A 24426-nucleotide genomic window follows, 5' to 3' on the forward strand; every position below is an offset into this window, starting at 1 on the left:
GGATTCCTGTGACAAGCACAGGAATGAGGGAGGGTGGGTGTCCGCTGCGGACCAAGGTGTGAGGCGAGCGGGCGCGCCCAGCCAATCTCCCCACCTGTGGGGGAGATGCCCGGCAGGGCAGAGGGGGGCGTTCTTGCTCGAAGTCTCAAGACTCAAGCGAACCCCACCATCACCCCTCATGCAACACATGCGCCGCCTTCACCGCCGCCGACGCCCGGTTCTCGACCCCAAGCTTCACATAGATCTGCTCGAGATGCTTGTTCACCGTCCGCGCCGATAGCCCTAAAATCTCGCCGATGTCCCTGTTGGCCTTGCCCTTGGCGATCCAGAGCAGCACTTCCGACTCCCGCTGGGTCAACGAGAAATGCTGGCGCAGCACCGCGTCGTCGCTGCGCTGGCTGACGGCGGTGAGGCGGAAGAGGTATTCGTCGGGACCGATGGTGCCGAGGAAGGCGAGCTGCAGCACGGGTTGGCCCGCGTGGGTGACGGAGAAGGCTGTGTCGCGGCCGGTTCCCATGCGGTCCTTCATCCAGGCGGCGATATGCGCTGTTAACACCTCCATGCCGTCGTCGCTGCCCATGGCGGCGTTGACGAGCCGGGTGGCCTGCGGGGTGGACCAGTGGATGGCGCCATTGCCCTTGACCGCGAGCAGATGGCGTCCGGCGGCGTCGAGGGCGACGCGGGCGCTCTGGGCCGAGCGAGCATTGCGCAGATGGACGCGGATGCGGGCGCGCAGTTCGTCGATATTGATCGGCTTGGTGAGATAGTCGACGCCGCCGGATTCCAGTGCATGGACGACGTGTTCGGTCTCCGTCAGCCCGGTCATGAAGATGACCGGCACCTGGCCGACTGCGGCGTTGGCCTTCAATTTGCGGCAGGTCTCGAAACCATCCATGACGGGCATGACGGCATCGAGCAGGATGAGATCGGGGGTGATGCGCTCGACGATGTTGAGCGCCGCCGTTCCTGACGTGGCGATCAGCACGGAGAAGCCCGACTGTTCCAGCGCATCGGTCAGGAAGCCGAGCGCCTCCGGGGAATCATCGACAAGCAGGACGATATCGCGGGGTTGGGCCGTGTCAGCCAATGGTCTCTACCTTTTCGTCGAAGCCGTGCAGGAAGGTCATGAAGCCGTCGAGATCGAAGGCGCCGACATAGGCTCGCAGTTCATCGGTCAATGGCTGATTTGCTTCGTCCTTGGCAAGGTCATTGAGCTTGGCTTCGATCCCCCTGATGTAGCCGATCTCGCAAAGGCGCATCAGTTCCTCGATATGGGGCGCACCCGGGCTGACCAGCGGCGGTTTGGCGGGCGCTGCAGGCGGCGGGGCGCTATCGGCATAGGTCCATTTGAGGCCGAGATGCAAAGCGAGCTTGTCGCGCAGCTGCTTGATATCGACGGGCTTGCCGATCGCATCATTGTGGCTGTCGTCGCTTTCGGCGGTCGCGGCGGCATCGCCGATATTGGCCGAGAGCATCAGGATCGGTGACGTCTGGCCGCTTTCGCGCAGGCGCGACGCAAGCTGCCAGCCGCTCATACCGGGCATGGAGATGTCGACGAGGAAGAGGTCCGGCTTGATGCCTTCGATCAACGTCAGGCAATCCGGTCCGCTGGCTGCCGTCAGCACCACGAAATCGAGCGGTGCCAGGATTTCCCGCATCATCTCGCGGTGGTCCTCGTTGTCGTCGACGACGACGATGGTGCGGCGCGGGCCGTCATAACTGACGATCTTCTTTTCCTGCGGCGGGGCGAGGATTTCGCGGGTGACGGCCGAGAGCATCAGACGGACGCGGAAGGTCGAGCCCTTGTCCTTCTCGCTCTCGACCGAGATCTCGCCGCCGAGCGTGTTGGTCAGGAGCCGGGTGATGGTGAGGCCGAGGCCAAGCCCCGGCATAGGCCGGATGCTTTCGGCCTCGCCGCGCTGGAAGGGTTCGTAGATGCGGCTGAGATCGTGCCCGGCGATGCCGCGGCCGGTATCCGACACGGTGAAGGTTGCGACCTGGCTGCGATAGCCGATATCGAAGGTCACCGTGCCCTCGTCGGTGAACTTGATGGCGTTCGACAGCAGGTTGACGAGGATCTGGCGCAGCCGCTTCTCGTCGGTGCGCACGAATTGCGGCAGCGAGGGCGAGCGATAGTGATGGAAGGTGAGACCCTTCGCCTGTGCCTGCGGGCGGAACATGTCGATGATCTGGTCGAGGAAATCCTGGATGTTGATCTCGTTGGAATAGACCTGCAGGCGGCCCGCCTCGATCTTGGAAATATCGAGCAGACCGTCGATCAGGCCGGAGAGATGCTCGGCCGAGCGGCGGATGACCTTGATCGAGGATTGGCGCGGCGCCGGAATGGTTTCGTCGCGCTCCAGGATCTGAGCGTAACCGAGGACGGCATTCAGCGGCGTGCGCAGTTCGTGGCTGAGGCCGACGACATAGCGGCTCTTGGCGCGGTTGGCGGCTTCTGCGGTTTCCTTGGCATTCTGCAGGGCGGCGTCGGTCTTCTTGTGGGCGGCGATTTCCTTGAGTAGCAGCGTGTTCTGGCGCGAGGATTCCTCCTCGGCAACGACGCGGCTGTCATGGGCGAGCACATAGAACCAGCAGACGACGCCGGCGATAACCGCGAAGACGAAGAACACGATCAGGATCGTGCGGTTGACGACCTCGGCGGTCTCCGGCGAGGCCGAGGCCACCTGATGGGCGATCATCGCCAGGATCGCGCCGACCGCGGTCAGCGCCAGGATGACGGCGATGCCGTAGCGTCCCAGGCGGGTGGTGAGTTTCTCGATGACCGTTTCGGGCAGCAGCGCCTTGGCGACGGTGCCGATCTGCGCATTCAGCCGGGCATTCGGCTTGCACATGTCGTGGCAGCGGCTGTCGAGCGAACAGCAGAGCGAGCAGATCGGCGCGGCATAGGCCGGGCACCAAGCCATGTCCTCGGGCTCGAAGGGATGTTCGCAGACCGAGCAGGTGATGCTGGTCAGGTTCTTCCAGCTGTGGCGCGGCTTGCGGGCCAGATAGTATTTGCCCTTGGTGCCCCAGGCGATCAGCGGCGAGGCGATCAGCGAGATGACGAGCGTGATATAGGGCGCCAGCGAGGCGGCGATCGGGCCGAAAGCGCCGAAATGGGCGATGAGCGCGACGGTTGCCGACAGCGTCATGGCGCCGAGGCCGACAGGATTGATGTCATAGAGATGGGCGCGCTTGAACTCGATGCCCGGAGGGGCAAGGCCGAGCGGCTTGTTGATGAAGAGATCGGCCGAGATGGTGCAGAGCCAGGCCATGGCGATGATCGAGAAGATGCCGAGCGTTTCCTCAAGCAGCTTGTAGATACCGAGTTCCATCAGCAGCAGGGCGATGGCGACATTGAAGATCAGCCAGATGACGCGGCCCGGATGGCTGTGCGTCAGGCGCGAGAAGAAGTTCGACCAGGCAAGCGAGCCGGCATATGCGTTCATCACGTTGATCTTCAGCTGCGAGACGACGACGAAGGCGGCCATCAGCAGAAGAGCGGCATTGTGCCAGGGGATCATGTAGCCGAAGGCGGTCAGATACATCTGCGCCGGATCGGCGGCGCGGTCGACGGGCACGCCGGCGGTGAAGGTCAGCACCACCAAGAAGGAGCCTGCCAGCAGCTTCGGTGCGCCGATGATCACCCAGCCGGGACCGGCGAGGAAGACGGCGAGGCGGTGGCGCCACTTGCGTTGTCCATCGGGTGGCAGGAAGCGCAGGAAGTCGGCCTGCTCGCCGATCTGCGACATCAGCGCCAGGATGACGGCCGAGGCGGCGCCGAACTCCACGAGGTTGAAATCGGCAATCGTGCCCGGCGGCCCCGAGGCATGGCGGATACCGGCGAAGGCCCGCCAGACATCGAACTTCTCCCAGTCGAGAAAGGCGATGAAGATAAAGGGCAGGATGTTCAGCACGATCCAGAAGGGCTGGGTCATCAGCTGGAAGCGGCTGATCAGCTTGACGCCGTGGGTAACCAGCGGGATCACCATGACGGCGCTGATGATGTAGCCGATCCAGAGCGGTATGCCGAGCGTCAGCTCCAGCGCCCCGGACATGATCGACGCCTCGATGGCGAAGAGCATGAAGGTGAAGCTCGCATAGATCAGCGAGGTGATCGTCGAGCCAATATAGCCGAAACTGGCGCCGCGCGTCAGCAGGTCGATATCGACGCCATGGCGGATCGCATAGCGGCTGATCGGCAGGCCGATGGCGAGCATGGCGATCGAGGCGACGATGATGGCGTAGAAGGCGTTGGTGGTGCCGTAAGAGAGCGTGATGGCGCCGCCGATCGCCTCCAGCGCCAGGAAGGAGATGGCGCCGATCGCCGTCTGCGAGATGCGCTGCGAAGAGAATTGCCGGGCGCTCTTTGCGGTGAAGCGCAGCGCGTAGTCTTCCAGCGTCTGGTTGGCGACCCAGCGATTGTATTCGCGCCTGACCGGAATGATGCGTTGCCGCGCTGCCATGCCTGTGTGCCGGTCCCTTCGTTCCCCTTGTCATTCTTCCGTAACATGGATGGGCGCGACGCTTAAGGGTGCGCCGCAGCATAAGCGTGCAGATTTAGCCCCGGTGCCTACGTCATATTACGTATGTGTTTTCGCAGTGCAGCACCGGATAGTCCCTTAAGCAACAGTTAATTTTTGCCTTCCGGCCTGTTGTCGAACAAGAAGAGGGGATCACAAGATGAATCTGCGATCATATGTTTCAGGTGCCGCTCTCGGCGCCGTCATGTCGGCCACGGCCGCATTTCATGGGGCAGTCGCTGCCGACGACACGATCAAGGTCGGCGTTCTGCACTCGCTCTCCGGCACCATGGCCATCTCCGAGACGACGCTCAAGGACGCCATGCTGATGCTCATCGACGAGCAGAACAAGAAGGGCGGCCTTCTCGGCAAGAAGCTTGAAGCCGTCGTCGTTGACCCGGCTTCGGATTGGCCGCTGTTTGCCGAAAAGGCACGCGAGCTGATCGAAAAGGACAAGGTCGCGGCCGTGTTCGGTTGCTGGACGTCCTCGTCGCGCAAGTCGGTTCTCCCGGTCTTCGAAGAGCTGAACTCGATCCTCTTCTACCCGGTCCAGTACGAGGGTGAAGAATCCTCGCGCAACATCTTCTACACCGGTGCTGCTCCGAACCAGCAGGCGATCCCGGCCGTCGATTACCTGATGGAGAAGGAAGGCGTGAAGCGCTTCGTTCTCGAAGGTACCGACTACGTCTATCCGCGCACGACCAACAAGATCCTGGAAGCCTATCTCGAATCCAAGGGCATTCCGAAGGAAGACATCATCATCAACTACACGCCGTTCGGTTTCTCCGACTGGCAGACCGAAGTCTCCAAGATCAAGGAATTCGGTTCGGCGGGCAAGAAGACCGCCGTCGTCTCGACGATCAACGGTGACGCCAACGTTCCGTTCTACAAGGAACTCGGCAACCAGGGCATCAAGGCAACCGACATTCCTGTCGTCGCCTTCTCGGTCGGCGAAGAAGAGCTTGCCGGTCTCGACACCAAGCCGCTCGTCGGCCACCTGGCTGCCTGGAACTACTTCGAGTCGGTCGAAAGCCCGGCCAACAAGAAGTTCATCAAGGAATGGCACGCCTACACCAAGAACGACAAGCGCGTGACCAACGACCCGATGGAAGCGGCCTATATCGGCTTTAACGCCTGGGTTAAGGCTGTCGAGGCTGCCGGCACCACCGACACCGACAAGGTTCTTGACACCATCATCGGCGTCTCCGTTCCGAACCTCTCGGGTGGCTATGCGACCGTGATGCCCAACCACCACATCACCAAGCCTGTTCTCATCGGCGAAATCCAGGGCGACGGCCAGTTCGAAATCGTCAAGCAGACGCCTGCCGTCGTCGGTGACGAATGGTCCGATTACCTGCCTGACTCCAAGGACCTGATCTCCGATTGGCGCAAGCCGATGAACTGCGGCAACTTCAACGTTGCGACCGGCAAGTGCGGCGGCAAGGGGTCTTGAGTTAGCCGATCCGATACCTGCCTGATGCCTTCCGTCCGGACCCCCATGTTCCGGGCGGAAGCTCCGTCCCAAACGGTTGGTGCCCCAGAGGCCAACGATAATCCAGGCGAGAAAGCCGATGTATCGCGCCATCAAGATCGTTCTTTTCACACTCCTCCTCGCCCTGCCGGTCTTCTCCTCGGCACTGAAGGCGCAGGAAGACATTCACGCCCTCGTCGATGCGCTCGGCGCCGGCGACTTCGATGCCCGCGAGGCGGCCATCAAGGCGCTCGTCGCCTCCAAGGATCCGCATGTCGGCCAGATCCTGCAGCAGCTCAGCGACGGCCAGCTTTATGTGAATTCGGAAGAGGGCGGCCCGGTTCTGCTGCAGGGCGGCACGGATGACGAGCCCACATTCTCCGATCCGATCAGCGGCGAGGCCGTCGCCGATATCGACCCGGACTATATGTCCAAGGTCAGGATCAACAATTCGCTGCGCGGCATCATCGCCACCAGCATGAGCACGCTGACGCTGCTGAGCCCGGATCGTTCCGCGCGGCTCGCCGCCGCTCAGGGGCTGCTCAAGGACGCCGATCCCGCCAATCTCGATCTCTTGAATTCGGCGCTTGCTACGGAGAAGGACGGCGAGGTCAAGAACACGATGGAAGCCGCCCGTGCGGTGATGATGCTGAAGAGCGATGTCAGCGCCGAAGACAAGAAGGCCGCCATCGACACGATCGCCGCCCGCGGCGACCGCAACGCCATGACGATCCTGACGACGGCGATGGAAACCGCGCCTGACGACCTGAAACCGGCAATCCAGTCGGATATCGACGGCATCAAGCGCAGCCTGGCTGTCTGGGATGTGGTGCAGAACGTCTGGTACGGGTTGTCGCTCGGCTCGGTACTGCTGCTCGCCGCCATCGGCCTTGCCATCACCTTCGGAGTCATGGGCGTCATCAACATGGCGCATGGCGAGATGGTGATGATCGGCGCCTACACGACCTATGTGGTGCAGGAGTACATTACCTCGAATTTCCCGGGCATGGCGACCTATTCGCTGGCCTTCTCCGTGCCTGCAGCCTTCCTTTTCACCGGCTTCGTCGGCCTCGTCATCGAGCGGGTCGTAATCCGCTATCTCTATGGCCGCCCTCTGGAAACGCTGCTCGCCACCTGGGGCGTGTCGCTGATCCTGCAGCAGGCGGTGCGCTCGATCTTCGGCCCGACCAACCGCGAAGTGCGCAATCCGAGCTGGATGTCCGGCGCCTTCGAATTCGGCGGCCTGTCTATCACCTGGAACCGCATGTGGATCATCGTCTTCTCGATGGCGGTGTTCGTGACGCTGCTGATGCTCCTGAAGCGCTCGGCCTTTGGCCTGCAGATGCGCGCCGTCACACAGAACCGCCGCATGGCGTCCTCGATGGGCATCCGCACAGGCTGGGTTGATGCCTTCACCTTCGGCCTCGGGTCCGGCATTGCCGGGATTGCCGGGGTGGCGCTCAGCCAGATCGACAACGTCTCGCCGAACCTCGGACAAAGCTACATCATCGACAGTTTCATGGTCGTGGTCTTCGGCGGCGTCGGCAATCTCTGGGGCACGCTGGTCGGCGCGCTGTCACTCGGCGTCGTCAACAAGTTCCTGGAACCCTTCGCTGGCGCCGTGCTCGGCAAGATCCTGGTGCTCGTCCTCATCATTCTCTTCATCCAGAAGCGCCCCCGCGGGCTCTTCGCACTCAAAGGAAGGGCGGTGGAAGCATGATTACGGCTTTCCTTCTCCGGTCTCTCGATCGCAAGATCTCGATAGCCATCGCCATCCTGCTTCTGGTCGCGGTTCTGGTGCCGGTGCTCAATCTCCTGACCGGCCCCGAGAACCCGCTGCATATCCCGACCTACATCATGGCGCTGTTCGGCAAGTATCTGACCTATGCGCTGCTGGCGCTGGCACTCGATCTCGTCTGGGGCTTCTGCGGCATCCTCTCGCTCGGCCACGGCGCCTTCTTCGCGCTCGGCGGCTATGCGATGGGCATGTATCTGATGCGCCAGATCGGCTCGCGCGGCGTCTATGGCGATCCGATCCTGCCCGACTTCATGGTGTTCCTGAACTGGAAGGAACTGCCGTGGTTCTGGTACGGCTTCGATCACTTCTGGTTCGCGGCGATCATGGTCGTCGCCGTGCCCGGGCTGCTCGCCTTCATCTTCGGCTGGTTCGCCTTCCGCTCACGCGTCAACGGCGTCTATCTGTCGATCATCACCCAGGCGATGACCTACGCGCTGCTCTTGGCCTTCTTCCGCAACGACATGGGCTTCGGTGGCAATAACGGCATGACCGACTTCAAGGAAATCATCGGCTATAACGTCCAGGCCGACGGCACCCGCGCCTCGCTCTTTGTTGCCACGGCGATCTTCCTGGCGCTGTCGCTGATGATTGCTTCCGCCATCGTCCGCTCCAAGTTCGGCAAGGTGTTGGTCGGCGTTCGCGATGCCGAAAGCCGTACCCGCTTCCTCGGCTACCGTGTCGAGCATTTCAAGCTCTTCACCTTTGTCGTTTCGGCGATGATGGCGGGCATTGCCGGGGCGCTCTACGTGCCGCAGGTCGGCATCATCAATCCCGGCGAATTCGCTCCTGCCAACTCGATCGAAGTGGTCATCTGGACGGCGGTCGGCGGCCGCGCGACGCTGATCGGCCCGATTATCGGCGCCATCCTCGTCAATGGCGGCAAGACCATCTTCACCGGTCTCTTCCCCGAGTTCTGGCTGTTTGCGCTCGGCGGTCTCTTCGTTGCCGTCACGCTGTTCCTGCCGAAGGGCATTGTCGGCACGGCCGCGCAGTATATCGGCAGGCGCAAGCCGCGGACGGAGGCCACGCCTCCCTCGCTCGAGGACGGCGTCGATGCAAAAATCCAGGCAGCGGAGTAGGCGCGCATGATCCCCGATATCAAACCCAACAGCGTGCTCTATCTGAACGGCGTCTCCGTCTCCTTCGACGGCTTCAAGGCGCTGAATTCGCTCTCGATCGTCATCGAGCCCGGTGAACTGCGCGCCATCATCGGCCCGAACGGCGCCGGCAAGACGACGATGATGGACATCATCACCGGCAAGACCCGGCCCGACGAGGGCGAGGTGTTCTTCAATGGCCAGACCGACCTGACGAAACTCGACGAAGCCGACATCGCCCAACTCGGGATCGGCCGCAAGTTCCAGAAGCCGACGGTCTTCGAAAGCCATACCGTCTGGGACAATCTGGAACTGGCGCTGAACCGCAAGCGCGGCGTCTTCCCGACGCTGTTCTACCGTCTCTCCGGCGACGACAAGGCGCGCATTGACGAAATCCTGGAGACGGTGCGCCTGACGCATCGCCGCGACGAGTTCGCGGCCAATCTTTCCCACGGCCAGAAGCAGTGGCTGGAGATCGGCATGCTGCTCGCCCAGGAACCGAAGCTGCTGCTCGTCGACGAACCGGTGGCCGGCATGACCGATGCCGAGACGGCGGAAACGGCGATCCTGCTTAAGGAGATCGCCAAGACCCGTTCCGTGGTCGTCGTCGAACACGACATGGGCTTCATCCGCGATCTCGGCGTCAAGGTGACGTGTTTGGCGGAAGGCTCGATGCTGGCCGAAGGGTCGATCGATTTTGTCAGTTCCGATCCGAAGGTGATCGAGAATTATCTGGGGCGGTGAGGGATGGTCGTCGTGAACGTTGTAGGCGTGATACCCCCCTCTGCCCTGCCGGGCATCTCCCACACAAGGGGGGAGATCGACTGGTGGCAGGCGTCTCATCAAACAATCAACGTTGGAGCGAGCGGGTGCGCCCAGCCAATCTCCCCACCTGTGGGGGAGATGCCCGGCAGGGCAGAGGGGGGTACCCCAACCCTAAGCGATCATAGGGGACAACCATGCTGACAGTCGAAAACGCAAGCCTCCACTACGGCGCGGCACAAGCCCTGCGCGGCATCTCGATCAAGGCGGAGATGGGCAAGATCACCTGCGTGCTCGGCCGCAACGGCGTCGGCAAGAGCTCTCTTCTGCGCGCCGTCACGGGCCAGCATCCGCTCTCGGCCGGAAGCGTCACCTTCAACGATACCGCGCTCAACGGCCTGCCGCCGTTTGCCCGCGCCAAGCAGGGCATCGGTTACGTGCCGCAGGGGCGTGAAATATTCCCGCTGCTGACGGTAAAGGAAAACCTCGAGACCGGCTTTGCTCCGCTTGGCCGCCGCGACCGCAACATCCCTGACGATATCTTCAGCCTCTTCCCGGTGCTGAAGTCGATGTTGTCCCGTCGCGGCGGCGATCTTTCCGGCGGGCAGCAGCAGCAGCTGGCGATCGGCCGGGCCATGGTGACGCGGCCGAAAATCCTGGTGCTCGACGAGCCGACCGAAGGCATACAGCCGTCGATCATCAAGGATATCGGCCGGGCGATCCGCTATCTCCGGGATTCCACCGGCATGGCGATCCTGCTGGTCGAGCAATATCTCGATTTCTGCCGCGAGCTTGCCGACTATGTCTACATCATGGACCGCGGCGAGATCGTCCATGAAGGGCTGGCGGAAACGCTGGATACGCCTGAGGCCCGCCGCCATCTGACCGTCTGAGCGGCAATTGCCGCTTTCTTCGGCAATCTCGGTTCCGGGGCGAGCCGTTCGGCTTTGCGGCGAAGGCGATTGCGGGCGGCACGGGAATTGCTTGCTTTCACTTGTTTAGCGCATTGAATGAGAACAGCCGGATGACCGGCGGATGTTCAAGGGGATGGGATGACGATCGCTGCGGCAAGCACCAGACCGCAAAGAGCCGAGGGACGCGGGCATCTGGCCGCCAAGACGCTGGATGGGCGCACGCGGCTTCGCGAGCTCTATCAGGAAGGTGCGGCGAAGATCCGGCTGCCTGACACCTTCGATGCCTCGATGGAAGCCGTCATCATCAACACCGCCGGCGGACTGACGGGCGGCGACCGGATGAACTGGAGCGTCGTTGCCGGTCCCGGCACGCGCATCGACGTCACTACCCAGGCCTGCGAGAAGATCTACAAGGCATCGGCGGGCACTGCCGAAGTCACGACCACGATCAGCGCCGGTGCCGGATCGCGGGTCGACTGGCTGCCGCAGGAAACCATTCTCTTCGACCGCGCCTCGCTGTTTCGCCGCCTCGACGTCGATCTCGACGAGACTGCCGACTTTCTGGCCGTCGAGGCCATCCTGCTCGGCCGCAAGGCGATGGGCGAGGCGATGGAGACGGGGCTGTTTCGCGACCGCTGGCGCATTCGCCGCGCGGGCAAGCTTATTCATGCCGAGGAACTCCGGCTCGATGGCGCGGTCGGCGCGCTGACAGCGCTGCAGCCGGTTCTGGGCGGGCAGGTGGCGTTTGCGACGATGCTCTATGCCGGTCCGCTGGCCGACAGCTATCTCGCTAAGGTTCGGCCGCTGCTCGAAGGGCATATGGCGGGCGTCAGTTCGTGGAATGGCAAGCTTGTCGTGCGCGCCGCGGCAGCCGATGGTTTCGCGCTTAGAAAAATCCTGATTCCGATCATATCCGCCTTGCGCAACGGCGCGCCGGTGCCGAAAGTCTGGAACCTGTAATTCAGCTGGAATGGATGAACGATGAACCTCACTCCGAGAGAAAAAGACAAGCTGTTGATCTCCATGGCGGCAATGGTGGCGCGCCGCAGGCTGGAGCGCGGCGTCAAGCTCAACCATCCGGAAGCCATCGCGTTGATCACCGATTTCGTCGTCGAAGGCGCGCGTGACGGGCGTTCCGTCGCCGATCTGATGGAGGCCGGCGCTCATGTCGTCGGCCGCGATCAGGTGATGGAAGGCATCGCCGAGATGATCCACGACGTGCAGGTCGAGGCGACATTTCCTGACGGTACCAAGCTCGTCACCGTCCACGAACCGATCCGCTAAGGAGGCCGCGATGCTGGAACTGCGTCCGAACTGCGAATGCTGCGACAAGGACCTGCCGCCCGAAAGTCTGGAGGCGATGATCTGCAGCTTCGAATGCACCTTCTGTGCTGCTTGCGCCGAAGATGTGCTCGGCGGCAAGTGCCCGAACTGCGGTGGCGAATTCACCCGCCGCCCGGTCCGCCCGGCCGGGAAGCTCGCCAACAACCCGGCGTCGACCAAACGTGTATTGAAGGCCGAGGGCTGCGCGCCCCAGAAGGCTGCGTGAGGAGAAAGACATGATCCCAGGCGAAATCATTGCCGCAAGCGGCGACATCGAACTCAATGCCGGCGCACCGACCCTGACGATGGTCGTGTCGAACACCGGCGATCGCCCGGTGCAGGTTGGCAGCCATTATCATTTTGCCGAAACCAATGCGGGGCTCTCCTTCGAACGCGAGAAGACGCACGGCATGCGGCTGGACATTCCCGCCGGTACCGCCGTCCGCTTCGAGCCGGGGCAAACCCGCGAGGTGACGCTGATCCCGCTGTCGGGCAAGCGCGAAGTCTATGGCTTCCGCCAGCTGGTCATGGGCAAGCTTTGAAGCACAAAAAATAACAGAAGACGGGAGGAAATGATGCGTTTGGTGATCGGCCTGCTTGCATTGGCGGGCGGCGTAATAATGGCTTCGGGCGCATTCGCGCAGGAGGAGACCGACTGCAAGAACCCTGAGACGCAGGCGGAGATGACAAGCTGCGAGCAGGATCGCTATGGCGAGGCCGACAAGGCGCTGAACGCCCAGTGGAAGGAAACGCGCACTGCGGCGGCTGCGACCGACGAGGACCTGGACGAGAACGATCGCGGCGCCGAGAAGGCGCTGCTCACCGCGCAGCGTGCCTGGATCTCCTATCGCGACGCGCAATGCGAGGCCGAAGGCTTTCAGGCCCGCGGCGGGACGATGGAGCCGATGCTGGTGGCCGGGTGCCTCGCCAATCTCAGCGATACCAGAACCAAGGAACTGAAGGCGCTTGCCGACGCATTGGGCGGCAACTGACGTGGGACAGAAGATCATGATCGTCGGCAACGGTGAGGTGGGAGACGAGGGGCGCGCGGCGATCACTGCGGCCGATTTCGTCATCCGCTTCAACGAATGCCGGTCCTATGCTGCAAGCCCTGGCCGCACCGATGCGGTCGCTGTCTGCAATACCGGCCGTCCGGGCAAGGCAATGACCGGCGATACCGGTTGGCGGACACTGCCCGGCGTCGTCGAAGCGTCGGAAATCTGGTGCGTGCGCGATCCGGAAAAATTTGCGGAGATGCGGGCGCCGCTCGCTATCTCTCATCCCGAGCTCGACGACTTCTGCGACGATTACACGAGTCAGTTCAAGGCCTTCTGCAAGGAAGCTGGCAAACGGCATGTGGTCGTTGAGAAAGTGATTCATGAGGCGGTGGACGACGCGCTCGCCGCCTTTCACCCCGAGCCTTACGTCGTGCCGAGCACCGGCTTGATCGCGATAGCCCAAGCCTTCCGCCGGTTCCCCGGCGCCGATATCGGGCTTGCGGGGTTCGGTCATGCAGGCTGGGACGGCCACCCATTTGCTGCCGAGCGGCAGCTTGTCGATGGATATATCGCTGCCGGGCGGCTGAAACGATACGCCGCCGAACCACCTCATTCTTCCTCCCAAGGAGCCTGACATATGCCCCACAAGATCTCCCGCGCCGCCTATGCCAGCATGTTCGGACCGACCGTCGGCGACAAGGTGCGGCTGGCCGATACCGAGCTATTCATCGAGATCGAAAAGGACTTCACGACCTATGGCGAGGAAGTGAAGTTCGGCGGCGGCAAGGTGATCCGCGACGGCATGGGACAGAGCCAGGCGACGCGGGCGCAGGGCGCGGTCGATACCGTGATTACCAATGCGGTGATCATCGATCACACGGGGATCGTGAAAGCCGATATCGGGCTGAAGGACGGGCGCATCGTGGCGATCGGCAAGGCGGGCAATCCCGACACGCAGCCGGGCGTCAACATCATCGTCGGCCCATCGACGGAAGCGATCGCGGGCGAGGGCAAGATCGTCACGGCCGGCGGCATGGATGCGCATATCCATTACATCTGCCCGCAGCAGATCGAGGAGGCGTTGATGTCCGGCATCACCTGCATGCTGGGCGGCGGCTCCGGCCCGGCGCATGGCACGCTCGCAACGACCTGCACCGGTGCCTGGCATATCGAGCGGATGATCGAGAGCTTCGACGGCTTTCCGATGAACCTGGCGCTGGCGGGGAAGGGCAACGCGTCGCTTCCTGCTGCACTCGAAGAGATGGTGCTGGCAGGTGCCTCGTCGCTGAAGCTGCATGAGGATTGGGGTACGACGCCGGCGGCGATCGACTGCTGCCTTTCGGTGGCCGACGAATATGACATCCAGGTGATGATCCACACCGATACGCTGAACGAGAGCGGTTTCGTGGAAGACACGATCGGGGCGCTCAAGGGCCGCACCATCCATGCCTTCCATACCGAGGGTGCCGGTGGCGGGCACGCGCCCGATATCATCAAGATTTGCGGCCAGTCGAACGTCATCCCGTCATCCACCAACCCGACGCGGCCCTACACGGTCAACACGATCTCCGAGCATCTCGATATGCTGATGGTCTGCCATCATCTGTCGCCGTCGATCCCCGAAGATATCGCCTTCGCCGAAAGCCGGATCCGCAAGGAGACGATCGCCGCCGAAGATATCCTCCATGATATCGGCGCCTTCTCGATCATCTCCTCCGACAGCCAGGCCATGGGCCGGGTCGGCGAAGTGGCGATCCGCACCTGGCAGACGGCCGACAAGATGAAGCGTCAGCGTGGCCGCCTGCCGGAAGAAAAGGGCGAGAACGACAATTTCCGCGTCCGCCGCTATATCGCGAAATACACGATCAATCCGGCAATCGCTCAGGGCCTCAGCCACGAGATCGGCTCGGTGGAGGTCGGCAAGCGCGCCGACCTGGTTCTGTGGAACCCCGCCTTCTTCGGCGTCAAGCCGGAGATGGTGCTGCTCGGCGGCTCGATCGCGGCGGCGCCCATGGGGGATCCGAACGCCTCGATCCCGACCCCGCAGCCGATGCATTACCGGCCGATGTTTGCCGCCTATGGCAAGCTGCGCACCACCTCGTCGGTCACCTTCGTGTCGCAGGCGTCGCTGGATGCAGGCCTCAAGGGACGGCTCGGTGTTGCCAAGAATCTCGTCGCCGTGAAGAACACGCGCGGCGGAATTTCCAAGGCGTCGATGATCCACAACAGCCTGACGCCGCATATCGAGGTCGATCCAGAGACCTATGAAGTCAGGGCCGATGGCGAGTTGTTGACCTGCGAACCGGCGACCGTTCTCCCGATGGCACAGCGCTACTTCCTGTTCTGAGGCACGGAGGGCTGCCGAAAGCGTTTCGTTAACGGCATTCTCCGGGTGGTTGCAGAAATTCCGGGAAATCTTCGTGCTCGAAACGTGGCTTTCGTCAGCGCATCGGTGTGGAATGAAATGCGCGTGATATCAGAGATTTAATCAGGCGTTCAGCAGTTCTGATTCAGGTTGAGGGCGGGTGCGGCCTGCCCGTGAAAATGCAACTTCATTAATTCGGCCGAACTCGCTCAAATCTTAACGATCGGCTTAAGAACCCGGCAGCAAATGCATTCTAATCAAATGCCATGGGGTGCCGGGGCTGGAGGTCGATTCGCATGAAAAACTGGATGATGCTCCAGATGGGGCTCGGCAATTTTCAGCATCGCGGCACCATTTTCAGCTTCGCGCTGAAGATGAGCTTTTCCGCCATCATCCTCTCCGCCGTCATCATGCTGATCGTGTTGCCGCCGCTTTCCTTCTTCGATCTGCTGCCGCTGTCGCTTGCCCATTCGCTGAGCCTCGGGATCGTGTTTTCATGGCTGTTCGGCGGGGCGGCCTGTGGTCTCCTGTCGTTGATCGCGGGCTTTGCGCTGCATCACCTGACGATCTCGCGGGCGGAATTCGAAAAGCTCAGCCGCACCGACATGCTCTCAGGCCTGCTGAACCGCCGCGCCTTTACCGAGGCGCTGGCAACGGTTGAAGCCGATGCGTCGCTGGTCATCTTCGACGTCGATCGCTTCAAGGCGATCAACGACCGCTTCGGCCATGCCTGCGGCGATGCCGTGATCATCGCCATCTCGGCAATCCTGGCGACGGCCTTCAACGACAGCTCGGTGGTCGCCCGCCTCGGCGGCGAGGAATTCGGCGTCATCGTCACCGGCTTTCCGCTGGCGGCGCGGCTTGAGCGCGTCGAGCAGGTGAAGACACAGATCGCCTGCCAGCCGATCACCGCCGACGGCTGCACCGTGCCGATCACCATCTCGGCCGGGATCGCCGATCTCGAACCGGGACGGAACAAGGAGGCGGTCTATGCCTCGGCCGACAAGGCGCTCTATCTCGCCAAGGCGCTCGGGCGAAACCGCGTCGTCCACGAGAGCGAAGGTCTGCACCACGCCTGGCATAGCCGCCTGGTGGAGAACGGTCTTGCCGTTCAGGGCGACGACGATGCCGGCTATGACGGCGCGCAGCGCGCCTACGGCATTTAGCCACTCCCCGGGCGGGATTGGCGCTTGCGCCGCCGCCCGCTATTTTGCAAGGTCACGGTCTCTGCAAAATGGATAAGTCCCATGCAACGCGTCACATCCTATCTTCCCGCCGGTACACCGTCCTCCCACCCGATCGAGCAGGTGAAGCTGCCACATGATCTGCGCCACCTGCGCCGCAAGCTGCTGCATCTGGAAAGCGGCGGCATGGTGATGCTCGATCTCAAGGATCCCGTGCTCTTCGCCAATGGCGACCTTCTGGTGCGCGACGACGGCGAGCTGATCGAGATCCTGGCGGCGGATGAGAAGCTGTTCGAAATCCGCGGCAAGAATGGTGTTCATCTGATCGAGCTTGCCTGGCATCTTGGCAATCGGCATCTGGCCGCGCAGATCGAGGAAGACCGCATCCTGATCCTCCGCGACCACGTGATCCGCACCATGCTGCAGGGTCTTGGCGCGCTGGTTCTCGAAGTCACCGAGCCCTTCCAGCCTGCCCGCGGCGCCTATCACAGCCATGGGCACGATCACCATGGTCACGATCACGGCGATCATCATGGGCACGACCATGACCATAAGCATGGCCACGACCACGATCATGATCATCATGATCACGACCACAAGCATGGTGACGGACACCATCACTCTCACGACTGAGCGGCGATGACGCAAGCGGATGATCTCCAGGCGCTGCTGCGCCTGATGGCGTGGCTGTCGCCGGCCTTCCCGGTCGGCTCATTCGCCTATTCGGGCGGATTGGAGCGCGCGGTTCATGACGGCCTCGTCACCGATGCCGCGGGACTCGAGACGTGGATTTCGACGTTGCTGACCCATGGCGGCATCTGGAACGATGCCGTGATCTTTTCCGCTGCATGGCGCGGGCAGGGCGATGCCGCTGCGATCGGCGATCTCGCCGCACTTGCCGAAGCGCTCGCCGGCTCTCGGGAACGGCATCAGGAAACGATGCTGCTCGGCGATGCCTTCCTCACGGCAGCGCGGGCCTGGCCCGATCCTGTCTTCGAGCGGCTGCCGCAACATGTGGCCTATCCTGTTGCCGTCGGCGCCATCGCAGGCGCCCATGACGTCGCGCTAGACAAGGCGCTGGCCGCTTTCCTTCATGCCTATGTCTCGCAGGCCGTCTCGGCCGGTATCCGCCTCGGTGTCGGCGGTCAGAAGGATGGCGTCGGCATACTGGCGAAGCTCGAACCTGTCATTGCAGAGATCGCCAGAAAGGCCTCGGCCGCGACGACCGACGATCTCGGTTCGGCGGCCGTTCAGGCCGATATCTCGACGCTGCGGCACGAGACCCAGAGCACCAGACTTTTCCGCTCGTAAGGCAGGCATCTGCGTCATTTGCCGGTGGCAGGCGTGATAGCCGGGCGCTATCATCGGGTGAATTGGAGTAACACCTATGAAATCGAGAAACGGACCTCTCCGCGTCGGCATCGGCGGGCCTGTCGGCTCCGGCAAGACGGCGCTGACGGAGAAGCTCTGCAAGGCGATGCGTGACGATTATTCTGTCGCCGTCGTCACCAACGACATCTACACGACCGAGGATGCCGAAGCGCTGATGCGCATGCAGGCGCTGCCGTCGGACCGCATCGTCGGCGTCGAAACCGGCGGCTGCCCGCATACCGCCATACGCGAGGATGCGACGATCAATCTGCAGGCGATCGCCGGGCTGAACCAGCGCATCCCCGATCTCGACGTCGTCTTCATCGAGTCCGGCGGCGACAATCTGGCGGCGACCTTTTCTCCTGACCTCGCCGATATCACTATCTATGTGATTTCCGTCTGCCAGGGCGAGGAAATCCCCCGCAAGGGCGGGCCTGGGATCACCAAGTCGGACCTTCTTGTCATCAACAAGAAGGATCTGGCGCCCTATGTCGGTGCCGATCTGGATGTGATGGACCGGGACGCGACGCGCATGCGGGCAACCCGCCCCTACGTCTTCTCCGACATGAAGCGCGGCGATGGTATCGGCTCGATCGTCAGCTTCCTCAAGGAGCATGGCGGGCTCTGACGCGGAAGCGTCAGGGGCCATGCTCGCCGAGGCTTCCGGTGAAGCGTTCTGCCCAGTTTTCCCGCCGCGAGGCTTCGAGAACGAAATCGATGAAGACGCGGGTCTTCAGCGGCAGAAGTTTCCTGCCCGAATAGTAGATCGAGACCGGTCCGGCATCGACATACCATTGCGGGACAACACGGACGAGATCGCCACATTCCAGATGCGGCAGCGCGTCCGGCTTGGCGATCATCGCCACGCCGATGCCCATCAGCGCGGCCTCGCGCATGGCTGCCGGATCATCGACCACGACCCGCTCTCTGGGCGCCGCCGTCTGCTCGTCGCCGGCGACATTGCGCATCTGCCACATGCGGATCTTGCCGGTGCGGTTGGCACGCATGACGATGCCGTCGAGCCTGGCCATGTCCGACGGTTCCTCGGGTGGTGATCTCCCCCGCATGTAGGCGGGGGAGGCGACGGCGATGATGTGGGCAGGGGCAAGGGTGCGGGCGATCACGCCCGGCGCCAGCTCGAAGCCGCCGCCGATCGCCGCATCATAGCCCTCGGCGATCAAGTCGACCTGCCTGTTCTCGAACATCCATTCCGGCCGGATCAGCGGATAGCGCGCGAGGAAATCCGGCAGCAACGGCAGGATATAACCGATGCCGAGCGTCGGGCTCATGCTCACTCTCAACGTGCCCGAAGGCGCCGCTTCATCTGATGCCGCCGAGGCGATGGCATTCTGCAGGCCGGAGAGATTGTCGCCAATCGCCTGCAGAAAGCGCTCGCCGGCTTCGGTCAGCGTCAGGCTGCGGGTGCTGCGCTGGAAGAGCCGGATGCCGAGATTGGCCTCGAGCACGGCGACGTTGCGGCTGACGGCAGCGGGCGTCATCGCCAGCCGTCGCGCCGCGGCGGAGAAGCTGCCGAGCTCCGCGGTCCTGACGAAGGATTCCAGGTTGATCAGAGATTCCATCTCTTCACTTTCAACGATTGCTTGAAATTTATTAAATCCATTACCCGCTAATCGCAATGGAATAGACTGGCCATATTCCGCTCCATCGAAACGACACCTGGAGCTTAGACAATGACCGATCTATCGAAACCCCTGTCAGGCAAGGCAGCACTCGTCACTGGCGGCTCGCGCTCGATCGGCGCTGCCATCGCCAGAAGGCTGGCGGCGGATGGGGCGGCGGTTGCCATCACCTACCATGCGTCGCCCGACCGCGCCGCGCTTGTCGTCAAGGATATCGAGGCTGGTGGCGGACGAGCCATCGCAATCCAGGCCGATGCCGGCGATCCCGCTGCCGTGCGGGCCGCGGTGGCAAAGACCGGGGAAGCCTTCGGCGCAATCGACATTCTCGTCAACAATGCCGGCATCGCGCTCGCTGGCGCCATCGAGGTGACGACATTTTCGGATTACGAACGGATGATTGCCGTCAACGTCACCGGCATGTTCGTGGCGACGCAGGAGGCCGTGCGCTGGATGAAGCCCGGCGGCCGCATCATTCATATCGGCTCGTCGATGGTGCGTTACGCGGCCTTTCCGACCGCTTCGCTCTACACGCTGACCAAGGGCGCCGTCGCCGGGTTCAATCGCAGTCTGGTTCGCGATCTCGGGCCGAAGGGGATCACCGTCAACACCGTCCATCCCGGCCCGACCGATACCGACATGAACCCGGATGGCGGACCGATTTCGCAGATCGTCGGTCCCGGCATCGCCGTTGGCCGCTACGGCAAGGATTACGAGATCGCCAGCGTCGTCGCCTATCTCGCAAGCCCTGGCGCCGCCTTCGTCACCGGCGCCGAGATTGTCGCCGATGGCGGCTTTTCGGCCTGATGCGTTCCGGCAGGTGATATCGACGCTGTGGCCAGACGCGGCCACAGCGATGCAAAATGACGCGGCTTGGGCCTGTTGCATCTCCGGCCTGCCGCGATTAGCCTATTCGCGATGGGGATGGAGTGCCCCCGATAACCGCCGTGATGGCTGATGACTCCTACCGCGATTTCAATCGACGGTGGGAGTGTGTCTACTGCCCGCCGATACAATGAGGCGTGCATGTCACTCTATACCTGCTTGATCATCATGGCTGGAGGCGCTCTCGGCACCCTGGCGCGATACCTGATCTCTGTCCTGGCGACGCCGATCAGCGGCAACCTGCCTTGGGGGACGATCCTCATCAACATCACCGGCTCCTTCATCATCGGCCTGTTCGGCACGCTGACGCTGGCGCATGGCCGTTTTCCGGTGTCGGAGAACATGCGGCTCTTCGTGATGATCGGTCTCTGTGGCGGCTACACCACCTTCTCGTCCTTCAGCCTGCAGACGCTCGATCTGATCCGTTCGGGCGCCATGATGCGGGCAGGGGTGAATATCGCCGTCTCGGTGGTGCTTTGCGTCGCTGCCGTTTCGGCTGGGCATTTGATTGCGTCTTATTTCAACGGCGGGGAGAAGCAGGTGGCGCAGTTGAGGGTGGAGGAAGAGGTGTGAGGGGCGGCAACCAAAATGCCCTCATTCCTGTGCTTGTCACAGGAATCCAGTCGCCGCGCGTCTGCGTGGCGGGAAGAGTCTTTTCGGCCCAAGGACTTGGGCCGGCTGGATCCCTGTGACGAGCACAGGGATGAGGGAAACGCGGTGGTCTGTGCGCCATCCCGCAAACAAGAAGGCCGAGCATTGAGCCCGGCCTTTTTGTAAGAGACGTCCCCGTTACTCCGCCGCAAAGGGCGGGAGCCGGAGCACGTTCTTGCCGTTGCTGTTGGCGTTCTTCTGCTTGGCTTCCGGGTTTTCGATCGCGCTCACCCGGTCCTTCAACGAGCCGACGGCTTCCGTCAGTTCTTCGCGGGATAAGGTGGGCTCTTCCACATCCTTCTTGCCGACGAGGCGGCCGAACATCCAGCCGAGCAGGCGGGAGAGATCGTCCATGATCAAAAAGAAGGAGGGGACGACGACGAGCGACAGCACCGTGGAGACGATGATACCGCCGATCACGGCAATCGCCATCGGCGCACGGAACGAGCCGCCTTCGCCGACACCCATGGCCGAGGGCAGCATGCCGGCCGACATGGCGATCGAGGTCATGATGATCGGGCGGGCACGCTTGCGGCCGGCCTCCACCATGGCTTCGACGCGAGACAGGCCGTGACGGCGCATCTCGATGGCGAAATCGACGAGCAGGATGGCGTTCTTGGTGACGATGCCCATCAGCATCAGGATGCCGATCAGAACCGGCATCGACAGCGGATTGTTGGTGACCAGCAGGCCGACCGCCACGCCGCCGATTGCCAGCGGCAGCGAGAACAGGATGGTGAAGGGCTGGATCACGTTCTTGAAGAGCAGGATCAGCACCGCAAGCACCAGCATCAGGCCCATCAACATGGCGTTGACGAAGCTCTGCTGCATTTCCTTCTGCACCTTGGTGTCGCCGCTTTCGACCAGCTGCACCGTGGACGGGATCTTGGTATCCTTGACGATCTCGAGGAAGCGGGCCGAGGCCGTATCCAGCGCCACGCCCTGCGGCAGGTCGGAGCCGATCGCCACGACGCGGTAGCGGTTGTTGCGCTTGATCGAGCTGACACCTTCCGAATAGTCGATGTCGGCGACCGTCGAGAGTGGCACGCTGCCGCCGCTGGCGGTCTGGATCTTCAGGGCGCGGATGGCCTGGAGATCGCGGCGCATGTCGAGCGATGCCTGGACGCGGATCGGGATCTGTCGGTCGTCGAGCGAGATCTTGGCGAGTGCGGCATCGACGTCGCCGATGGTGGCGACGCGGATGGTCTCGGAGATCTGCTGCGGCGTGATGCCGAGACGGGCGGCCTGATCCTTGCGCGGGCGGACCTGCAGTTCCGGACGGGGCAGGGCGCCATCGGCACTGACATTGGCGAGCAGCGGATCGGCGCGCAGCTTCGATTCCAGAAGACCGACGGCCTCGTTGAGGTCCTGATCGTTCTTGGAGAGGAAGTTGAACGACAGGTCGCGTTCGCCGCGGTCGTTGAGCTTCAGGATGCGGACGTCAGGAATGTCCTTCACCTTGGCGAAGACTTCCTTTTCGATATCCCACTGCGGGCGCACGCGGCCATGAACCTCGACCTTCGGCAGATGCGGACCGATGACCGGGATGGAGCCGAGCACGTCGTTGACCAGCTTCTTGACCAGCGATTGATCGAGCTTGTGGAGCGAAAGGGTGATCGTCGCGCGGCGCAGCTCGAGATCGCCCTTCGGCGAAGCGCCACCGAGAACGAAGACGCTTTCGACGCCGTCGATATCCTTGACGCGCTCATAGATCGCGTTGCTGGTCTTGTCGGTGTCATCGAGTGTCGCATTCGGCGGCAGCTCGACCGAGAGCACGATGCGCGAGGCGTCTTCCGGCGGCAGGAAGCTGCCCGGAACCTGCGACAGCAGGAAGACCGATCCGATGAGGAAGCCGATGGCGGCGATCAGCGTCGCATAACGGCTCCACCAGTGACCGGTGGTGGCGCGGATCAGCCGGGTATAGCCGCGGAAGAAGGCGCCATCGTTATCGTGGTGATCTTCCTGGCCGTCTTCGGCGCGCATCAGATAGGCGGCCATCATCGGCGTGATCAGACGCGCGACGACAAGGGAGAAGAACACCGAGAAGGCGACGGTCAGGCCGAACTGGATGAAGTACTGGCCGGGAATGCCCGGCATGAACGACACCGGCACGAAGACGGCGATGATCGTAAACGTCGTGGCGATGACGGCGAGACCGATTTCGTCGGCCGCCTCGATCGCCGCCCTATAGGGCGTCTTGCCCATCTTGATATGGCGGGCGATGTTTTCGATTTCGACGATCGCATCGTCGACGAGAATACCCGTCGCCAGCGTCAAGGCCAGGAAGCTGACGAGGTTCAGCGAGAAACCCATCAGGTCCATGATCCAGAAGGTCGGGATCGCCGACAGCGGCAGCGCGATCGCCGAGATCAGCGTTGCGCGCCAGTTCCGCAGGAACAGGAAGACGACGATGACGGCCAGCAGCGCGCCTTCGAGCAGCGTGTGGATGGCGGCTTCGTAGTTGCCATAGGTGAAATAGACGGAATCGTTGATCAGCTCGATGCCGACATTCGGATTTTCCGCCCGCACCTTGTCGAGGCTCTGCGCCACCGTCTCGGCGACGCTGACTTCGCTGGCGCCCTTGGAGCGGAAGACGCCGAAGGTGACGACGGGCGTATCGTCGAAGCGCGAGAAGGATTTCGGTTCCTGATAGGTGTCCTTGATGGCGCCGAGATCGGTCAGCTTGACGAAGCGGCCGTTCGGCAGCGCGATCGTGGTGTTGGCAAGTTCGGCGACATTGCGGGCGTCGCCGAGGACGCGGATCGCCTGCTCGCTGCCTGCCACCTGGCCGCGGCCGGAGCCGAGGTCGACGTTGGTGCCGCGCAGCTGCTGGTTCACGCTGGCCGCGGTGATTCCGTAGGCGTTCAGCTTGTCGGGGTTGAGCTCGATGCGCACTTCGCGCTCGGCGCCGCCGTAACGGTCGACGCGGCCGATGCCGCTCTGGCCCTGCAGCGAGCGCTTGATCGTGTCGTCGACGAACCAGGAGAGTTCCTCGAGCGTCATGTCGGGCGAGGAGACGGCAAAGGTCTGGATCGCCTGTCCCTCGACATCGACCTTGGAGACGATCGGCTCTTCGACATTGGCCGGAAGATCGCTGCGGATGCGGTCGATCGCGTCCTTGGTGTCCTGCACGGCCTGTTCGGTCGGCACTTCCATGCGAAACATGACGACCGTCTGCGACTGGCCGTCCGTCACCGTCGACTGGATTTCATCGATGCCGGTGATCGAGGCGACCGCGTCTTCGATCTCCTTGGTCACCTGCATTTCGAGTTCGGCGGGCGAGGCGCCGCTCTGTGTCACGACGATCGAGACCAGCGGCACGTCGATATTCGGGAAGCGCGTGATCGGCAGCTTGTTGAACGACTGGATGCCGACAAAAAGCAGCAGGCCGAAGAGCAGCAGCGGCGCTACGGGGTTTCGGATGGACCAGGCTGAAAAGTTCATCGG

22 protein-coding genes and 1 riboswitch are annotated in these 24426 nt (G+C 62.7%); of the genes, 18 read left to right on the forward strand and 4 right to left on the reverse strand.

Annotated elements, in window-relative coordinates; translation table 11 throughout:
* Positions 1-169: 169 nt before the first annotated feature.
* Complete coding sequence (locus AC1DV9_RS22500) at positions 170-1087, reverse strand: response regulator transcription factor (RefSeq protein WP_112390416.1); 918 nt, start codon at positions 1085-1087, stop codon at positions 170-172.
* Positions 1080-4466 carry a hybrid sensor histidine kinase/response regulator gene (locus AC1DV9_RS22505; protein WP_477950104.1) on the reverse strand — a complete coding sequence of 1129 codons (3387 nt, stop codon included), beginning with the start codon at positions 4464-4466 and terminating at the stop codon, positions 1080-1082. The genes AC1DV9_RS22500 and AC1DV9_RS22505 overlap by 8 nt, the downstream gene beginning before the upstream one ends.
* A 217-nt stretch (positions 4467-4683) precedes the next feature.
* Between AC1DV9_RS22505 and urtA the strand changes: the two genes are divergently transcribed.
* The 16 genes from urtA to ureG all read left to right on the forward strand — a co-directional run bounded on the left by urtA (position 4684) and on the right by ureG (position 18434).
* The gene (urtA, locus tag AC1DV9_RS22510) at positions 4684-5976 is read left to right on the forward strand and encodes an urea ABC transporter substrate-binding protein (RefSeq protein WP_477950105.1); all 1293 of its coding nucleotides are present in this window, start codon (positions 4684-4686) and stop codon (positions 5974-5976) included.
* Between the two features lie 118 nt (positions 5977-6094).
* A complete protein-coding gene (gene urtB / locus AC1DV9_RS22515) occupies positions 6095-7714 on the forward strand; it encodes an urea ABC transporter permease subunit UrtB (protein WP_477950106.1) in 1620 nt (539 codons plus the stop codon).
* Complete coding sequence (gene urtC, locus AC1DV9_RS22520) at positions 7711-8871, forward strand: urea ABC transporter permease subunit UrtC (RefSeq protein ID WP_477950107.1); 1161 nt, start codon at positions 7711-7713, stop codon at positions 8869-8871. Before urtB ends, urtC begins: the two co-directional genes overlap by 4 nt.
* A 6-nt stretch (positions 8872-8877) precedes the next feature.
* Positions 8878-9633: an urea ABC transporter ATP-binding protein UrtD gene (gene urtD / locus AC1DV9_RS22525; protein ID WP_477950108.1), complete on the forward strand. Its 756-nt coding sequence runs from the start codon at positions 8878-8880 to the stop codon at positions 9631-9633.
* 215 nt (positions 9634-9848) lie between these two features.
* Positions 9849-10544 carry an urea ABC transporter ATP-binding subunit UrtE gene (gene urtE, locus AC1DV9_RS22530; protein ID WP_477950109.1) on the forward strand — a complete coding sequence of 232 codons (696 nt, stop codon included), beginning with the start codon at positions 9849-9851 and terminating at the stop codon, positions 10542-10544.
* A gap of 159 nt (positions 10545-10703) precedes the next feature.
* On the forward strand, positions 10704-11525 hold the full coding sequence (locus tag AC1DV9_RS22535; protein ID WP_477950110.1) for an urease accessory protein UreD: 822 nt from the start codon (positions 10704-10706) through the stop codon (positions 11523-11525).
* 21 nt (positions 11526-11546) lie between these two features.
* On the forward strand, positions 11547-11849 hold the full coding sequence (locus AC1DV9_RS22540) for an urease subunit gamma (RefSeq protein ID WP_112390424.1): 303 nt from the start codon (positions 11547-11549) through the stop codon (positions 11847-11849).
* Between the two features lie 10 nt (positions 11850-11859).
* Complete coding sequence (locus AC1DV9_RS22545; protein WP_310293984.1) at positions 11860-12114, forward strand: DUF1272 domain-containing protein; 255 nt, start codon at positions 11860-11862, stop codon at positions 12112-12114.
* 10 nt (positions 12115-12124) lie between these two features.
* Positions 12125-12430, forward strand: coding sequence for an urease subunit beta (locus tag AC1DV9_RS22550; RefSeq protein WP_477950111.1), 306 nt, complete (start codon positions 12125-12127; stop codon positions 12428-12430).
* A 33-nt stretch (positions 12431-12463) separates the two neighbouring features.
* The gene (locus AC1DV9_RS22555) at positions 12464-12880 is read left to right on the forward strand and encodes a lysozyme inhibitor LprI family protein (protein ID WP_112390427.1); all 417 of its coding nucleotides are present in this window, start codon (positions 12464-12466) and stop codon (positions 12878-12880) included.
* A 16-nt stretch (positions 12881-12896) separates the two neighbouring features.
* Positions 12897-13520 carry a Urease operon accessory protein gene (locus AC1DV9_RS22560; protein WP_477950168.1) on the forward strand — a complete coding sequence of 208 codons (624 nt, stop codon included), beginning with the start codon at positions 12897-12899 and terminating at the stop codon, positions 13518-13520.
* A 3-nt stretch (positions 13521-13523) separates the two neighbouring features.
* Positions 13524-15233, forward strand: coding sequence for an urease subunit alpha (gene ureC / locus AC1DV9_RS22565; RefSeq protein WP_310293988.1), 1710 nt, complete (start codon positions 13524-13526; stop codon positions 15231-15233).
* Positions 15234-15547: 314 nt separating this feature from the next.
* Positions 15548-16417 carry a GGDEF domain-containing protein gene (locus AC1DV9_RS22570; protein ID WP_112390429.1) on the forward strand — a complete coding sequence of 290 codons (870 nt, stop codon included), beginning with the start codon at positions 15548-15550 and terminating at the stop codon, positions 16415-16417.
* Between the two features lie 81 nt (positions 16418-16498).
* On the forward strand, positions 16499-17068 hold the full coding sequence (locus AC1DV9_RS22575; RefSeq protein WP_477950112.1) for an urease accessory protein UreE: 570 nt from the start codon (positions 16499-16501) through the stop codon (positions 17066-17068).
* A gap of 6 nt (positions 17069-17074) precedes the next feature.
* Positions 17075-17746 carry an urease accessory protein UreF gene (locus AC1DV9_RS22580; RefSeq protein WP_477950113.1) on the forward strand — a complete coding sequence of 224 codons (672 nt, stop codon included), beginning with the start codon at positions 17075-17077 and terminating at the stop codon, positions 17744-17746.
* Between the two features lie 76 nt (positions 17747-17822).
* Entirely contained in the window at positions 17823-18434 is a 612-nt protein-coding gene (gene ureG, locus AC1DV9_RS22585) for an urease accessory protein UreG (protein ID WP_112390432.1), read from the forward strand.
* A 10-nt stretch (positions 18435-18444) separates the two neighbouring features.
* Here the strand turns inward: ureG and AC1DV9_RS22590 are convergent, their stop codons facing one another.
* The gene (locus AC1DV9_RS22590) at positions 18445-19386 is read right to left on the reverse strand and encodes a LysR substrate-binding domain-containing protein (protein ID WP_477950114.1); all 942 of its coding nucleotides are present in this window, start codon (positions 19384-19386) and stop codon (positions 18445-18447) included.
* Between the two features lie 111 nt (positions 19387-19497).
* Between AC1DV9_RS22590 and AC1DV9_RS22595 the strand changes: the two genes are divergently transcribed.
* On the forward strand, positions 19498-20250 hold the full coding sequence (locus tag AC1DV9_RS22595; protein ID WP_477950115.1) for an SDR family oxidoreductase: 753 nt from the start codon (positions 19498-19500) through the stop codon (positions 20248-20250).
* A gap of 104 nt (positions 20251-20354) precedes the next feature.
* Positions 20355-20417, forward strand: a riboswitch (Fluoride riboswitch).
* 52 nt (positions 20418-20469) lie between these two features.
* Entirely contained in the window at positions 20470-20901 is a 432-nt protein-coding gene (crcB, locus tag AC1DV9_RS22600) for a fluoride efflux transporter CrcB (protein WP_477950116.1), read from the forward strand.
* 216 nt (positions 20902-21117) lie between these two features.
* Here the strand turns inward: crcB and AC1DV9_RS22605 are convergent, their stop codons facing one another.
* On the reverse strand, positions 21118-24423 hold the full coding sequence (locus AC1DV9_RS22605) for an efflux RND transporter permease subunit (protein ID WP_112445868.1): 3306 nt from the start codon (positions 24421-24423) through the stop codon (positions 21118-21120).
* Positions 24424-24426 lie beyond the last annotated feature (3 nt).

The organism is Rhizobium sp. 01L410 (assembly GCF_056400165.1).